Below are 15,970 nucleotides of genomic sequence, written 5' to 3' on the forward strand. Positions count from 1 at the left end.
TAAAAATCAATTATCTCATTGTTTTTGTACCATAATGGAAGCGATTTTATGTTAAATAGCTTCCTCCATTTTTTTTCTGGCATAAACGCAACGATGGTGGTGGTTGGAGTGTAGTGTCTTTTTGCTAAAGTTTTTTAGCCTTGGCAACAGCTTTTTATTTTTTTTCAGTTGACCTTTAAAAATCAATTGTATTTTCAACTGAAAAAAATAATGTGCTGTAGTGTGGTTGGTAAAAACTTTTGCAAAAAGTATGACAGAAAAAAATGGGGGCACAGTAAACTTGTCTGTAATAGCTTTTCAGCCTCGGGGGTGGGTTATTATCTCATCCTTTTGTTTTGGGGGATTTTGGTTTTACCGCTTCTTTTATCGGATGATATTGATGAATTGCACGTTGTAATATTTCCAGTTCACTTTGTTTATACTGTACCGTTGTAGAGGCTCTTTTATGTCCTGCAAAAACTTGTACTATTCTCGTGTCGTTTTCTTTTTTTAATAGATTAGCAATTACACTCTGACGGATTTTTAGAGGTTGTATTTTTTCATTCTCTTTTCGGTTTTCATTAATAATTCTACTTATTCCGTGTGGTTGTATAGCTTCTCCGTATTGTCCTAAAACAAACCTGGTATCATTTGGATTTTTACGATTGTATTTCAACAATTTCTTTCTGTCTTTTTCTAAATAATTGTAAATCAAAAGCACTTGTTTGGCTTGTAGTGGTAAGGTTCTACTTTTAGGGCTTTTTGAGGTAATTTCTTGTTTTCCTTTGATAAAGATTTCGCCTTTGTCTAAATCAATGTCTTTGAGTTCTAATTCTGTAATTTCATTTACTGTTAAGCCTTGATAAATCAATAGACTAATCATGATTTTGTTTCTATTTTGAAGATATTTTTTTCTTTTGATTTGATAGTTTTCAAAAAACTGTTCCAGGGTTTCAGAGCTGTATAGATTATCAACTTGTATTTGTTTGTTGATTTTATCTTTTAGATAGAGTTCGCTACAAGTATGGTCTTTTCGTTTTCCTATTTCTAATAAATAATTGAAGTAAATTTTAACAGCAGACAAACAATGACAGAGTGTTTTTGGGTTTAAGTCATAGTTCTTTCGTAAGTGTTCAATGTAGTTTAAAACGTCTTTATATGTGGCTTTTTCTGCTTTGTTTTGGTAATAATCTGTAAATTTTTTGATATTGTACAGATTGCTATTCAAAGTACTTTTACTGTATTTCTTTTGTAAATATTCTTTTAGGGTCATTTCATAGTATTGATTTGGTTTTGAGTGATATGTGTGTAAATTTCTGTGCTTTCAATATGGCTGTGTCCTAAAAATTGTTGTACTTGTTCTAGCTTCATTCCATTTTCTAAAAGATGTGTTGCTATGCTATGGCGTAATGTATGTATGCCAATTTTATTAAGTTCTTCAGTTGTAAATTGATTGCCGAAGTTGGTTCGTTTTAGTAGTTTCTTGAGTAGTTTATTTAATGTCCAAGATTTCATTCTTCCTCCTTTACTATGTGTAAAAACAGGTAAGCCATCGTTAGCAATTGTTTTTTTGTCTTTGTCTTTTTCAGTTGAAAAAATAAATGCTTGTAATTCATGGCTTATAATGGTATTGATTGGAACTAATCTTCGTTTATTATTCTTGCCTCTTTGTACAATAATTAAGTTTTCTGTTAATCGTAAGTCTGTTCTATTTAACTGGCTAATTTCATTTACTCTTAATCCGCAACCATATCCCATATGCAATACTGCTTTTTCTTGTTCGGTGTTTGTTGCTTGGTAAAGTTGATTGATCTCTTCTTGTGTAAATATGCTTCGTTCTACTTTTTCATTTAAATAGGTAAATTTTAAATGTGAAGCTGGATGGTTTGTTATTTTTCCTAAATCAAGTAGGTAGCCTAAATAGGTTTGTACGCAACGCATGATATCGTATACTGTTTTTTGCTTTAGCTTTTCTTGGGTTTTAATGCTTTTTCTGTTTGCTGTTTTTTCATAAAAATTCCCAATTTCAACAGCGGTGATGTCTTGTAATTTGTAAACTCCTACGGCTTCCAACGAGTTAAAAAATTCTTTTAAATATAAGTATTTTGATTGGCAGGTTTCTTTGGCATAACCTAATAATAGTAAATAGTTTCGGTATGTTATGGCTTCTTTTTGGTATGCTTGATTATAAATAATATGCTTGCTTGGTTTGCCCATCTTATGACAGTTTTATAGGTATGATACTTTTACGCTTGTCTTTTTATGGAATTAGGAACACTAGCTACAATACGACAGATAGTTGTTTTATTTTCAATTATTTAGGGTTTATTCTAGCGTTCCACTGGTGTTCTCTAGCGTTTCAGTGGTGAGCCACCACAGGCAATTTATCATTGAACCAATTCTGATATTTTCTTATGTTTTGGCTTACTTGGTGCTGTTTGGTTTTTGGATTTGAGTTGTTGGATTTGTAGCATTAAAAAATCTTTGATTTCTACTCGTATTTTTTGGTAGTTGTCCCAATAACTAATTTTATACTTGATGCCTTTATTGGCATAACCGCCTATTTGTTTTAGATACTCCAGTTCTGTAAGTGTTTGAACGTATCTAAAGACTTGGGTTTTGCTGATGTTTAAATGTTGTCTGATTTCTCTTAATATAAAGTCTTGGTTCTCGTTCTTGACGTACTTTTTTAAGTGTTCAAAAAACTGGCGTAGGCTTCCATCAAGTTCATCTACTTTTAAAATAATACTTTCAAAAAGAATTTCGGTTGCTTGTTCTATGTCTTCTATTTCGGCAACTAATTGCTCTTTGGTATTTAACTTTCGATTGTACTGGTTTAAAAAAGTAACTTGTTTAATAACGGCTTGATACATTTCGTTCAATCGTCTTATTTTATGTACTTTGTCTGGTAAGTTTAGTTTTGTTGCATAGGGATTGACCACTTCATAATCTTTTAAGTTTCTAACCAATTGTTGTATAAAGTGTATTGCTTTTTGTTGTTCGTTTGGGTCTATTTCTCCTGCATTTCTTTGGTTTTGGTAGTTGATGATTTTAGTAGTTTGTGTCTTGCTCTCATCGACTGCTATTAAAAAACTTCGGCTCATATTGTCTTCGTAGGTTTCGCCTTTGGTGGTGGCACTTAAACTGCTGAACTGTCCTTTTACTATTTTATGACGGCTTTTGTTATTGCCTTTTTTGTCTTTTATGGTTACGGAGCTTCGCAATACTTGATTGGATATAAACTCTCGTAAAGCATACAAAGCATCTTCTTTTAATCCGTCTAAATCTTCAATGACCACTACTTTTTTAAATAGGTCAAATTCGCCCCAATTGTACAAACTGCTTTCTGTTATTCTTGTAAATCGTAAAACGTCTTCTTGGGGCATCATATCGGCTATTCTACTAATAATATGTGTTTTCCCACTTCCAGAGCTTCCTTGTACTAATGCGTGTAAGGGGTTTTTATTAAGGTAGCTAACAATGATTAAAAAAAGTAACATCCTGCTGTTTTGTTCGCCTACTATTCCTGCTTTGCCAATGAGTTGATTTAAGTTCTTCAGTAGATGCTTTCTTTTCAAAAAATCAATACTGTTACTTGCGTTCGGTCTTTCGATTGTTTTGTTTTCAGTGGGTTTCTCATTTGAAAAAACAAGTGCTGTTCTTTTGTTTAACAGTTCTATAAATATTTCTTCTGTATGGGCTTGTAATGTTTCGTTGATGTCTTTGTTTATAGGTTCTACGCTACTCATTTTTAGTTTTGGATATTCTGATTGTAGCATTTCGCTATATTTCGCTATCGCTTTGCGACCAGCTTCGTCATTGTCAAAGAAAAATATAATCTCTTCTAGTTGTTTTAATTGGCTCAGTGCCTCGCTGTGTTCTGCGGTTAGTCCATTGGTTCCGTAACAGCTTAATACTTCGTATTCCTTTGTGATGGTTTTTATTTGTAATAATGAAGCTGCATCGATAATTGCTTCGGTAAGGATTAGTTTTTTAGTCGTTGGTTTGGGATAATTTGGATAAAGTCCTTTTCTGTCTTTCAAATAAAAGTGTTTGCTTTTCTTGTCATTTAATGTACTTCTAAAATACAAACTCGTTATTTCATTGTTCTTATTTTTTAAAGCAAAACAGATACTCCATTTCCCAAAAACACCGTAGGCTTTGTTGCCTGTTCTGCTTAAAATATTCTTGTCTATCAACAGTCCATAGTTTACACATCGTTGTATTAATTGCTCGTCTCGCCGAGAACCATGGTGGAACTGTCCTGCATTGTAACCTACTGGAGATCCACTAGAGGTAAGTTTTTTAAAGTCTAGGTTTCTACTTTCTAAATAGGTTTTGGCAGGAGTGCTATTGTAAACGGCATTACAGAAATACTGAAATATATTGGCCAGGAACTGGCTTTTGCTTAAATCTGGTTGGTAACGCTCCTTGTTATTGGTTTTTTGATAGCCTAAAATTTCTTTGCATTTGTTGATGGCTTGATGTTTTGTAATGGGCTGTCCGCCTACGGACTCTTTGTGCATTACAAAATCTATCACATCCATACCTTTAGATTAGCAAATAGAAATAATTACTTAAAATAAAAACATAATAGTTATGATGAAATTTCTTTTTTTGCTTCTTTTTTTCTTTGTTAATAACTCTTATTTTGTTGATAACCAAAAACACAAAAGAACGGAGTGAACTTTAGCGGCCAGCTAGCTTTTTAGAGCCATCCCCCGTATTAGTCTCCGTTCTTTTTAAAAGTTACTTAGAACCATATAGAATTTCAGTTTCTGCCCTTATTAAAGGTCTTAGTTTAAGTAACTATTATTAATATCTAATTACAAAATTATGAAAACAAATGAAATTATCGGAATCGATGTCAGTAAATTATTAATTGATGTTTGTATCTATTCTAAACAAATTGTTCAACAGTTTGAGAACAGTAAATCTGGATTTAAATTAATGCTAAAGTGGAGTTTTAAAAATTCGTCTTTCTCTAAAGAAGAAACCATGTTTGTATTTGAACATACAGGAATGTACTCTCATTTATTATCTGTGTCTTTAACTGAACAAAAATTATCTTTTTTCATAGCTTCTGGTTTAGAAATTAAAAGATCTATTGGTATTGCTCGTGGAAAGGATGACCAAATTGATGCCAAACGCATTGCTCTATTGGGTATCGATTAAAAGAAGAACTTAAACCCAGTAAGCTACCTAAAAGAAGTATATTACAACTAAAAAGTCTCTTATCTTTAAGGACAAAACTTAACAAACAAAGAGCTGGTTTTAAAGTTACTTTGAAAGAACAAAAAAGAATTTATAAAGCAAAAGAGTATAAAATAATCTTTGACGTTCAACAAAAAATGATTGCAGAACTAACCAAACAAATACACAAGATTAATACTCAAATGCAAGCTATTATTGACCAAAATATAATGTTAAAAGAAACCTATAAACTTGTTACTAGTGTTAAAGGTATAGGAATGCAAACTGCTATAATGATGATTGTGTTTACTGACAATTTTTCAAAATTTGAAAACTGGAGAAAGTTTGCCTCTTATTGTGGTGTTGCTCCTTTTCCTTACCAATCTGGAACTAGTATTAAAGGACGTACAAAAGTCTCTCATTTGGCTAATAAAAAATTGAAAGCAATTATTAATATGTGCGCTATTTCTGCTATACAACATAACCCAGAAATGAAATTATACTATCATAAAAGAATAAAACAAGGCAAAAGTAAAATGAGTACCGTTAACATTATTAGAAACAAATTAATAGCAAGAGTGTTTGCCGTTGTCAAACGACAAACACCCTATGTAGATACTTTTAAATTTGCTGCATAAATTAGTAAAAATAATATCTCAACTTTTACTTGTTTTTATCATAGAATACGGGGTCAGTAGGTCTTTCAAACTTCAGTTTGGGTAACAGAATCTTCTGTGCACGTGAAATGTTAATGTCGACTGGCTCGGTCGTACTTTTGTTGTCCTTGTCCTGTTTGGATTTTGTTAACCCTTTAACGATGTCTAAGAATCCCAAAGTCTGTCTTTTTTAATGTTTGCCAACTTGTTTATATACAGAACTTTCTTCCTCTTATTCTGCCATTATGGTGGTATATACAGAAGTTTTGATTGCTTTTGTGTTTTTTAGCTCTTGTCGTAAAAACAAGAAAATTCTAAAAATTTTCTCGCAGTTTAACTATTTTTTATAAACTGCCAAAAAGGTTCTTAATTTTCGCTTAAATCCAAAAAGTTTAAATGAGTTCATATATAAATTATTGTAATTTAGGAAATAATTATATCTCTTTCTCACCTTACCCTCTTATAAAGATAATGATTCTTTCGGTGTTTTTATAAGAATTGAGTTCCTTAAAAGTTGGTATTTCCAAGTTGTTAAAAAAACTTTCAAACTCAAAACAGTATTAGCTAATATCTTTTAGTATGAGCTGCATAGATTTTATTCCATTCCACTCATTCTCACTCAAAGAGTATGCAATGTCAAAATCATTATGGATGCTACTTATTTTTTCTCCCAAACCAAAGCCAATAGCATGATACGTTTTTCTGTCTGCTCCCTGAATGATGTGTAATCGTAAGTGATTTTTATCAGTTCCTACCTGTTTTCCGTAACCATTATCTCTTACGGCAGAAGTTTTAAAAACCGGATTCATATTCTGTGGGCCAAATGGTGCCATTTGTTGAATAATTCTGAAAAATTTCGGAGTAATTTCATAGAGATCTATTTCAGTATCTATCAAAACTTCTCTGGTTAATAATTTTTTATCGATGGTTTTGGAGACAACCTCTTCGAATTTCTTTTTAAAACCAGCATATTTTTCGGGAAGTAATGTCAAACCGGCAGCATAGGTATGCCCTCCAAACTGTTCTATAAATTCCGAACATTGCTCCAGTGCATGGTATATATCAAAACCTTTTACCGATCTTGCAGAAGCAGTGAACCTATCTTTACTTTTCGTAAAAACTAGGGTAGGCCTGTAATAGGTCTCTATCAATCTGGAAGCAACAATTCCAATAACTCCTTTATGCCAGTTTTCATTAAAAACAACTGTAGTAAAATTATTTTCCTCATTATTCCTTTTAATTTGCCATAAAGCCTCTTCCGCAATTTTTTTATCTGCTTCTTTCCTGGCTATATTATATTTTTCTATCAAAGCAGCATGATGAACGGCAGTATCAAAATCAATGGTTGTCAATAATTCAACAGCATGATTTCCGTGTTTCATCCTTCCGGCAGCATTAATTCTCGGAGCGATGATAAATACCACATCCGTAATGGTCAATTTGCTTTTTTTGAGTTGGTGGGTCATTGCTTTAATACCACTTCTCGGCTGTGTATTGATAACCTGTAATCCAAAATGGGTTAAGATTCTGTTTTCGCCTGTCATGGGCACAATATCCGCAGCAATGGCCACCGCTACCAAATCCAAATACAATTTCATGTCTTCTATGACTTGCCCTTTTTTAAAAGCCATAGCTGTAATCAGTTTAAAACCGATTCCACAACCACACAGTTCATCATAAGGATAGCTACAATCTTTTCTTTTTGGATTTAGAACGGCAATAGCCCGAGGTATTTCATCTCCCGGTTTATGATGATCACAAATAATAAAATCAATATTCTTTTCAGAAGCATATGCCACTTTTTCAATAGCTTTAATACCACAATCCAAAGCAATTATCAAAGAAAAATGATTGTCGGCAGCAAAATCGATTCCCTGATAAGAAATCCCATAACCTTCTTCATAGCGATCAGGGATATAGGTAACTACCTTATCATAAATCGTTTTTAAATACAAAAAAACCAGAGAAACAGCAGTCGTACCATCCACATCATAATCGCCATATACTAAAATAGATTCATTGGCAGCAATGGCCTTTTCAATCCTATTTACCGCATATTCCATATCTTTCATTAAAAAGGGGTCGTGTAGATCTTCCAAACTTGGTCGGAAAAATTTTTTGGCTCCTTCGAAATTTGAAATATTTCGTTGAGCCAATAATTTTGCCAACGTTTTATTGATAGACAAGCAGCTAGCCAACTGGGTTACGATATCTGAATGAGGTTCCGGTTTTAGTTTCCAACGCATAACAATTTATCTTTAGTGTTCAATACTATTTTTCGTGAAGATACACCGTTGTATGTATATTTGCAAATTGACGAAACATTTCCATCACCCCACAGTATTTTTCTATGGAGAGATCTACTGCTTTTTTAATTTTACCTTCTTGTAAGCCGGTTCCGGAAAAATGATATTCAACAGTTACCTTTAGATTAGCAAATAGAAATAATTACTTAAAATAAAAACATAATAGTTATGATGAAATTTCTTTTTTTGCTTCTTTTTTTCTTTGTTAATAACTCTTATTTTGTTGATAACCAAAAACACAAAAGAACGGAGTGAACTTTAGCGGCCAGCTAGCTTTTTAGAGCCATCCCCCGTATTAGTCTCCGTTCTTTTTAAAAGTTACTTAGAACCATATAGAATTTCAGTTTCTGCCCTTATTAAAGGTCTTAGTTTAAGTAACTATTATTAATATCTAATTACAAAATTATGAAAACAAATGAAATTATCGGAATCGATGTCAGTAAATTATTAATTGATGTTTGTATCTATTCTAAACAAATTGTTCAACAGTTTGAGAACAGTAAATCTGGATTTAAATTAATGCTAAAGTGGAGTTTTAAAAATTCGTCTTTCTCTAAAGAAGAAACCATGTTTGTATTTGAACATACAGGAATGTACTCTCATTTATTATCTGTGTCTTTAACTGAACAAAAATTATCTTTTTTCATAGCTTCTGGTTTAGAAATTAAAAGATCTATTGGTATTGCTCGTGGAAAGGATGACCAAATTGATGCCAAACGCATTGCTCTATATGGGTATCGATTAAAAGAAGAACTTAAACCCAGTAAGCTACCTAAAAGAAGTATATTACAACTAAAAAGTCTCTTATCTTTAAGGACAAAACTTAACAAACAAAGAGCTGGTTTTAAAGTTACTTTGAAAGAACAAAAAAGAATTTATAAAGCAAAAGAGTATAAAATAATCTTTGACGTTCAACAAAAAATGATTGCAGAACTAACCAAACAAATACACAAGATTAATACTCAAATGCAAGCTATTATTGACCAAAATATAATGTTAAAAGAAACCTATAAACTTGTTACTAGTGTTAAAGGTATAGGAATGCAAACTGCTATAATGATGATTGTGTTTACTGACAATTTTTCAAAATTTGAAAACTGGAGAAAGTTTGCCTCTTATTGTGGTGTTGCTCCTTTTCCTTACCAATCTGGAACTAGTATTAAAGGACGTACAAAAGTCTCTCATTTGGCTAATAAAAAATTGAAAGCAATTATTAATATGTGCGCTATTTCTGCTATACAACATAACCCAGAAATGAAATTATACTATCATAAAAGAATAAAACAAGGCAAAAGTAAAATGAGTACCGTTAACATTATTAGAAACAAATTAATAGCAAGAGTGTTTGCCGTTGTCAAACGACAAACACCCTATGTAGATACTTTTAAATTTGCTGCATAAATTAGTAAAAATAATATCTCAACTTTTACTTGTTTTTATCATAGAATACCCGGTGATAGTATTTAGGGTGTTCTTCCGTAAGTTCTCCCGTAACAACTATTTTAAAATCAGCTACTTCTGCCCGCATTTTTTTTAACAGCGAAACGACATCCAATCCCGAACAACCGGCTAAGGATGAAAGCATCAATGCTTTTGGGCCCAAGCCTTTGTTTTCTCCTCCGTATTTGGAAGAAGTATCTATGGGTAGTGTATGTCCGTTAGGGTTATCCGATTCAAACAGCATATTTTCTTTCCAAACGGTAGTTACGATATCTATTGTCATATGATATTATTTAAAGAGACCTTTGCAAAATAAGGATATATTCCATATTTGAATTGATTTGGCTTCAAATTTCTTCCTTCTCGAAAATTTTAAATCCTCAAAACCACCTGATTACTCCGGTTCAAAATTTTCTTCGAGCGTTAAACTTTTTTGCCAAATAAATTCTGCAAAGGTCTCTTAAAATTATTTTGTCCATAAAATGTATCTTAGCTTATTGCAAAATTAATCTAAAAAACATAATCTAAAACATATGCCATTAGTAACACCTTTATCAGCAGAACACGATTTGGAAACGAAAGAGCTAGCAACATTTTTTAATGAAACTTTAGGCTTCTGCCCGAATTCCGTATTGACGATGCAGTACAGACCGGCTATCTCAAAAGCTTTTATTAACCTGAATAAAGCCGTAATGGCCAATGAAGGGCTTGTAACCTCTGCGCTGAAAAGAATGATTGCCTGGGTATCCAGCAATGCCACCGGATGTAGATATTGCCAAGCTCATTCCATAAGAGCTGCGGAACGTTACGGAGCCACAGAGGAGCAATTAGATAATATTTGGGAATACAAAACACATCCTGCCTTTTCCGACGCAGAAAGAGCTGCATTGGATTTTTCGTTAGCAGCGAGCCAGGTTCCGAATCAGGTAGATGCGGAAATTCAAACCAGATTATATAAATACTGGAATGAAGAAGAAATTGTGGAAATGCTTGGTGTTATCTCCTTGTTCGGGTATTTAAATCGATGGAATGATTCTATGGGAACTACCTTGGAAGCACCTGCTATTGAAAGCGGTCATCGATATTTGGGAAAACACGGGTTTGAGGCAGGAAAACACATATAACACTAAAAAGAATACTAAAATAACCCAATCTTGCTATGAAATTTGAAATTTTCCTTACACAATCTTTAGATCACTTTAGTATTCATTTCGGTATAATTTTGTGAATTAATCCAAGAGTACATGTATTTTTTTCTGCAGTTCCGGAACCACATTTTCTTCAAACCAGGGATTTTTCATTAGCCAAAATCGATTTCTGGGCGATGGGTGTGGCAGTACAAAGTAGGTAGGCAAATAGTCAGGGTAATTATCTACGGTTTCTGTCAATGTACGCTTGGCTTTTTTACCTAAATAGTAATGTTGAGCATACATACCTATCAAAACCATTAATTTGATGTTCGGCATTTTGTCAAATAAAGCCTGATGCCACAAAGGAGCACATTCCTTACGGGGAGGCAAATCGCCACTGGATCCTTTTCCGGGATAACAAAACCCCATTGGAACTATGGCAAACAATTCTTTATTATAAAAAACAGCATCGGTAACATCTAACCATTTTCTGAGCTGTTTTCCACTTGCATCATCCCAGGGAATCCCTGAAGCGTGTACTTTCGTACCCGGAGCTTGTCCGATAATGGCGATCTTTGAATTTGGACTGGCAGCAAGTACCGGCCTTGGCCCTAAAGCCAGGTGTTTGGCACAGACCGTACAATTTTTTATATCTGATAACAGTTGCTTCATGAGGTAAAATCAGGAATTAAAGATACAAAGGTGATATTAAAATTAAGGGTTTTCTATGATTTATCTCTTTCCTTTTACAACCACAACAAGCTCCCCTTTTGGAGGGTTATTTGTATAGTGAACCAAAGTTTCCGCAATTGTGCTTCGAAAGGTCTCTTCAAACTTTTTCGATAATTCTCTTGAAACAGCAACCTGCCTGTCCGGGCCAAAGTACTCTATAAAATGAGTCAGGGTTTTCAATAATCGGTGAGGTGATTCGTAAAAAATCATGGTACGCATTTCTTCCGCTAAAAATTTCAATCGGGTTTGCCGTCCTTTTTTTACCGGAAGAAATCCTTCAAAGACAAATGTATCAGTTGGCAAACCGGAATTTACCAGAGCAGGAACAAAAGCGGTAGCACCGGGAAGACAATCAACTTCTATATGATTTTCTATACAGGTTCTGACTAATAAAAACCCCGGATCGGAAATTGCGGGAGTCCCCGCATCGGAAATCAGTGCAAAAGATTCGCCGGTTTGCATACGGTTGACAATATTTTTTACGGTTTTATGCTCGTTGTGTATGTGATGGCTTTGCATCCGCGTTGTAATATCAAAATGTTTTAGAAGTTTTCCGCTGGTTCTGGTATCTTCCGCTAAAATAGTATCTACCTCTTTTAAAACGGCAACAGCTCTGAAAGTCATATCCTCTAAATTTCCAATAGGCGTAGGGACGATGTAAAGTTTAGACATCTTAAATTTCTTCGTAGGTTTCTACTGTAATATCCGCCACAACATCGCCGGTATGTTTTGTACTCAAAGGCTCAAAAAGCAGCAAATGTGTTTCTTCTTTGGCAACAGGCTTATGTTCAACTCCTTTGGGAACAATAAAAAACTCTCCGGGATTCACCGTTACGGTTTTATCTCTTAATTCCAATAGTAATTGGCCTTTTATCACCATAAACAGTTCATCTTCATGATCGTGTTTATGAAAAACAAATTCGCCTTGAATTTTAGCTAATAAAATCTGCTGCCCGTTGAGTTCTCCAATTTTTTTAGGTGCCCATTGCTCTGAAAAAAGAGCCAGCTTTTCTTGAATATTAATGACGCTCATACTACAAATTTACAAAGATTTTACAGTAACAAATGATCTGTTTGAAAATAGCCTTGTTCTAAGGATTTGATTAAATTTGCAACCGATAATTAGTTTTGTCATTTACTGAGTAGTATTGTTTGAAAGGTTGAAAAATTTGAAAGGATTACTTAACGAATGTAAATATTTGAAAAAAGGACTTCGTCTTTTGAGTAAAACAATCATTCATATGATATAAAAGTAGCAATGAAAATTGATATTCTAAAACAGCACTATGTATAGAACACATTCTTGTGGCGAATTAAGAACGTCACATATCAATACGGAAGTTACACTATCGGGGTGGGTACAAAAATCGAGGGATAAAGGGTTTTTGATTTGGGTAGACCTTAGGGATCGGTACGGAATTACGCAATTGATTTTTGACGAGGAAAGAACTTCATCTGCTATTATGGAAAAAGCAAAAAATCTGGGGCGGGAATTTGTAATTCAAGCTACGGGAACAGTAATTGAGCGCCAATCGAAGAACCCAAACATGAAAACAGGCGATATAGAAGTGTTGGTCACTCAGTTGAATATTTTGAGTGAATCATTATTACCACCATTTACTATTGAAGATGAAACAGACGGTGGTGAAGATATTAGAATGAAGTATCGCTATCTGGATATTAGAAGAAACCCGGTAAAAGAAAACCTGCTGCTTCGTCATAAAGTTGCTATGGAAGTCCGAAAATACTTATCTGATAAAGGGTTTATTGATGTGGAAACCCCATATTTAATAAAATCCACTCCGGAGGGAGCGCGTGATTTTTTAGTGCCAAGTAGGGTGAATCAAGGGCAGTTTTATGCATTGCCACAATCACCGCAAACCTTTAAACAATTGCTAATGGTCAGTGGAATAGATAAATATTTCCAGATTGTAAAGTGTTTTAGAGATGAAGATTTACGTGCCGACCGCCAGCCGGAATTTACACAAATTGACTGTGAAATGGCTTTTGTAACACAGGATGGTGTTCTGGATACTTTTGAAGGATTGATACGGCATTTATTAAAAGAAATTAAAGGAGTTGATCTTGCTAAATTCCCCAGGATGCAGTATGATGATGCCATGCGTATCTATGGGAATGACAAACCGGATATACGCTTTGGAATGGAGTTTGGCGAATTGAATGCAGTGGCCCAACACAAAGAGTTTACCGTATTTAACAGTGCTGAACTGGTAGTTGGTATCGCAGTTCCGGGCGGAGCAGCATATACGAGAAAGGAAATTGACAAACTCATTGACTGGGTACGTCGCCCGCAAGTAGGAGCTTTGGGAATGGTTTATGTCAAATGTAATGAAGACGGGACATTTAAATCATCCGTAGATAAATTTTACGATCAGGAAGACTTGGCAAAATGGGCTGGGATTACCGGTGCTAAAGCAGGAGATTTAATTTGTATTTTGTCAGGAGAAACCCATACGGTAAGAGTACAGTTAAGTGCACTACGTATAGAACTGGCCGAACGATTGGGTCTGCGCAAACCCGCTGAATTTGCACCGTTATGGATAACGGATTTTCCACTACTGGAGTTAGATGAGGATACGGGGCGCTACTATGCCATGCATCATCCGTTTACATCACCAAAACCGGGGCAATTGGAGTTATTGGACACAAACCCCGGAGCGGTAAAAGCAAATGCTTATGACTTAGTACTGAACGGAAATGAAATAGGCGGAGGTTCTATTAGAATCCATGACAAAGAAACACAAGCAATAATGTTTAAGCATCTTGGGTTTACGGAAAAAGAAGCTAAAGAGCAGTTTGGATTTTTGCTGGATGCTTTTCAATACGGAGCACCGCCACATGGCGGAATTGCTTTTGGACTGGATAGATTGGTAGCTATTTTAGGAGGGCGGGAAACCATTCGCGATTTTATTGCTTTTCCGAAAAACAATTCGGGAAGAGATGTAATGATTGATGCTCCTGCTACGATTGATGCGTTACAATTAAAAGAGCTCAATATCAAGTTAGAGGAGAAAGAATGAAATAACCGTTTCTTATGAAAACCTTTGTTAAAATACTCTTTGTTATTTTTGTTGTTTGGATGCTTGTAGGAGCTTGTTTCCTATATGTAGAACATGAAAAAGCTCAAGTTGTAATGGGGTTAGGTGTTTTCTTTTTCTCTTTTATTTTTATGCCTTTTTTTATTTATCATCGATATAGAGCCGGGAAATACAAAAAATACATAATTGACGGTAAAACTTTTTTTGGCAAAATGAATCAGGACTCAAAATAAGTATGAAAAGGTTTTTTATGTACTTTTATTGCTTATGATTGACCAGAGAGAAGCAAAATCGGAAAAGGCAGTTTTAATAGGAGTTATTACCCAACAACAAGATGAGGATCAGGCTAAAGAATTTTTAGATGAACTGGAATTTTTAACCTTAACAGCCGGTGGAATTTCCGTAAAACGATTTGTACAAAAACTTGAAAAACCTAATCCGAAAACATTCTTAGGAATCGGGAAACTGGAAGATGTAAAAGCATATATAGAAACACATCATATCGGAACGGCTATTTTTGATGATGAATTATCTCCTGCCCAATTGCGGAATATTGAAAAGATTCTGGATTGTAAAATTTTAGACAGAACAAATTTAATTCTGGATATTTTTGCACAGAGAGCAAAAACCAGTGCTGCCAAAACACAGGTTGAATTGGCACAACACCAATATTTGTTACCTCGCTTAACACGTTTGTGGACTCACCTGGACAAGCAAAAAGGAGGTATAGGAATGCGTGGCCCGGGAGAGACAGAGATCGAAACCGACAGACGTATTATTCGAGATAAGATTGCATTACTGAAAAAAAAATTAGTAGCCATTGACAAACAAATGGCTGTGCAGCGTAAGAATCGGGGTAAGATGGTTCGTGTTGCCTTGGTAGGATATACCAACGTAGGAAAATCTACCCTGATGAATGTAATCAGTAAAAGTGCGGTTTTTGCAGAAAACAAGTTATTTGCTACTTTAGATACCACGGTTAGAAAAGTGGTTATTAAGAATATTCCGTTTTTAATGACCGACACGGTTGGATTTATTCGAAAACTGCCGACACAGTTGGTGGAATCATTCAAATCTACATTAGATGAAGTTCGCGAAGCAGATATATTATTGCATATAGTAGATATCTCGCATCCTAATTTTGAAGCACATATAACTTCCGTAAATACTATTTTAAGCGAAATTCATTGTGGAAATAGACCCACTGTAATGGTATTCAATAAAATGGATGCCTATACATACGAAACCATTGACGAAGATGATTTGGTCACAGAAAAAACAAAAGCTCATTATACGTTAGAGGATTGGAAAAATACTTGGATGAATGATATGGAAAAAGAATCTGTCTTTATTTCCGCACTTAACAAAAAAAATCTGGAAGTTTTTAAAGAACAGGTATATGAAGAGGTGAAAAAGATTCACATCCAACGTTTTCCTTATAATGATTTTTTGTATGAAAATACTGTGGTTTGATG

Annotated in this window: 13 protein-coding genes and 1 pseudogene; 6 read left to right on the forward strand and 8 right to left on the reverse strand. The window is 34.3% G+C overall.

Features of this window, described 5'->3' with window-relative positions; translation table 11 throughout:
- Positions 1-322: 322 nt before the first annotated feature.
- The 3 genes from GKR88_08750 to GKR88_08760 form a co-directional block, all read right to left on the reverse strand.
- Positions 323-1,252, reverse strand: coding sequence for a tyrosine-type recombinase/integrase (locus tag GKR88_08750; protein ID QMU64367.1), 930 nt, complete (start codon positions 1,250-1,252; stop codon positions 323-325).
- On the reverse strand, positions 1,249-2,196 hold the full coding sequence (locus GKR88_08755) for a tyrosine-type recombinase/integrase (GenBank protein QMU64368.1): 948 nt from the start codon (positions 2,194-2,196) through the stop codon (positions 1,249-1,251). Before GKR88_08755 ends, GKR88_08750 begins: the two co-directional genes overlap by 4 nt.
- A gap of 170 nt (positions 2,197-2,366) precedes the next feature.
- A complete protein-coding gene (locus GKR88_08760) occupies positions 2,367-4,526 on the reverse strand; it encodes a helix-turn-helix domain-containing protein (GenBank protein ID QMU64369.1) in 2,160 nt (719 codons plus the stop codon).
- 289 nt (positions 4,527-4,815) lie between these two features.
- On the opposite strand from GKR88_08760, the pseudogene GKR88_08765 reads away from it, so the two are divergent.
- Positions 4,816-5,810, forward strand: a pseudogene (locus GKR88_08765) (transposase).
- 578 nt (positions 5,811-6,388) lie between these two features.
- Here the strand turns inward: GKR88_08765 and recJ are convergent.
- Positions 6,389-8,074, reverse strand: coding sequence for a single-stranded-DNA-specific exonuclease RecJ (recJ, locus tag GKR88_08770; GenBank protein ID QMU64370.1), 1,686 nt, complete (start codon positions 8,072-8,074; stop codon positions 6,389-6,391).
- Between the two features lie 465 nt (positions 8,075-8,539).
- Between recJ and GKR88_08775 the strand changes: the two genes are divergently transcribed.
- Complete coding sequence (locus tag GKR88_08775) at positions 8,540-9,535, forward strand: transposase (GenBank protein QMU64371.1); 996 nt, start codon at positions 8,540-8,542, stop codon at positions 9,533-9,535.
- 25 nt (positions 9,536-9,560) lie between these two features.
- Here GKR88_08775 and GKR88_08780 read toward each other — a convergent pair whose 3' ends face one another.
- Entirely contained in the window at positions 9,561-9,857 is a 297-nt protein-coding gene (locus tag GKR88_08780) for a hypothetical protein (GenBank protein QMU64372.1), read from the reverse strand.
- A 250-nt stretch (positions 9,858-10,107) separates the two neighbouring features.
- Here GKR88_08780 and GKR88_08785 point away from each other — a divergent pair, with 250 nt between their 5' ends.
- Complete coding sequence (locus GKR88_08785) at positions 10,108-10,698, forward strand: carboxymuconolactone decarboxylase family protein (protein QMU64373.1); 591 nt, start codon at positions 10,108-10,110, stop codon at positions 10,696-10,698.
- Between the two features lie 105 nt (positions 10,699-10,803).
- On the opposite strand, the gene GKR88_08790 is transcribed toward GKR88_08785, so the two are convergent.
- Genes GKR88_08790 through GKR88_08800 form a run of 3 tightly spaced genes read right to left on the reverse strand, consistent with a single transcriptional unit; the run spans position 10,804 to position 12,469 of the window.
- Positions 10,804-11,376 carry a uracil-DNA glycosylase family protein gene (locus GKR88_08790; protein ID QMU64374.1) on the reverse strand — a complete coding sequence of 191 codons (573 nt, stop codon included), beginning with the start codon at positions 11,374-11,376 and terminating at the stop codon, positions 10,804-10,806.
- A gap of 60 nt (positions 11,377-11,436) precedes the next feature.
- Positions 11,437-12,108 (reverse strand): 16S rRNA (cytidine(1402)-2'-O)-methyltransferase, encoded by a 672-nt coding sequence (rsmI, locus tag GKR88_08795; protein ID QMU64375.1) that lies wholly within the window; start codon positions 12,106-12,108, stop codon positions 11,437-11,439.
- A gap of 1 nt (position 12,109) precedes the next feature.
- On the reverse strand, positions 12,110-12,469 hold the full coding sequence (locus tag GKR88_08800; protein QMU64376.1) for a cupin domain-containing protein: 360 nt from the start codon (positions 12,467-12,469) through the stop codon (positions 12,110-12,112).
- A gap of 253 nt (positions 12,470-12,722) precedes the next feature.
- Here GKR88_08800 and aspS point away from each other — a divergent pair, with 253 nt between their 5' ends.
- The 3 genes from aspS to hflX are packed head-to-tail and all read left to right on the forward strand — an operon-like array spanning position 12,723 to position 15,968.
- Entirely contained in the window at positions 12,723-14,477 is a 1,755-nt protein-coding gene (gene aspS, locus GKR88_08805; protein QMU64377.1) for an aspartate--tRNA ligase, read from the forward strand.
- Between the two features lie 14 nt (positions 14,478-14,491).
- Positions 14,492-14,728: a hypothetical protein gene (locus GKR88_08810; protein ID QMU64378.1), complete on the forward strand. Its 237-nt coding sequence runs from the start codon at positions 14,492-14,494 to the stop codon at positions 14,726-14,728.
- Between the two features lie 34 nt (positions 14,729-14,762).
- Positions 14,763-15,968: a GTPase HflX gene (gene hflX, locus GKR88_08815; GenBank protein ID QMU64379.1), complete on the forward strand. Its 1,206-nt coding sequence runs from the start codon at positions 14,763-14,765 to the stop codon at positions 15,966-15,968.
- The last annotated feature ends 2 nt before the right edge of the window (positions 15,969-15,970 follow it).

It is taken from the genome of Flavobacteriaceae bacterium (assembly GCA_014075215.1).
Taxonomy (GTDB): Bacteria; Bacteroidota; Bacteroidia; order Flavobacteriales; family Flavobacteriaceae; genus Polaribacter.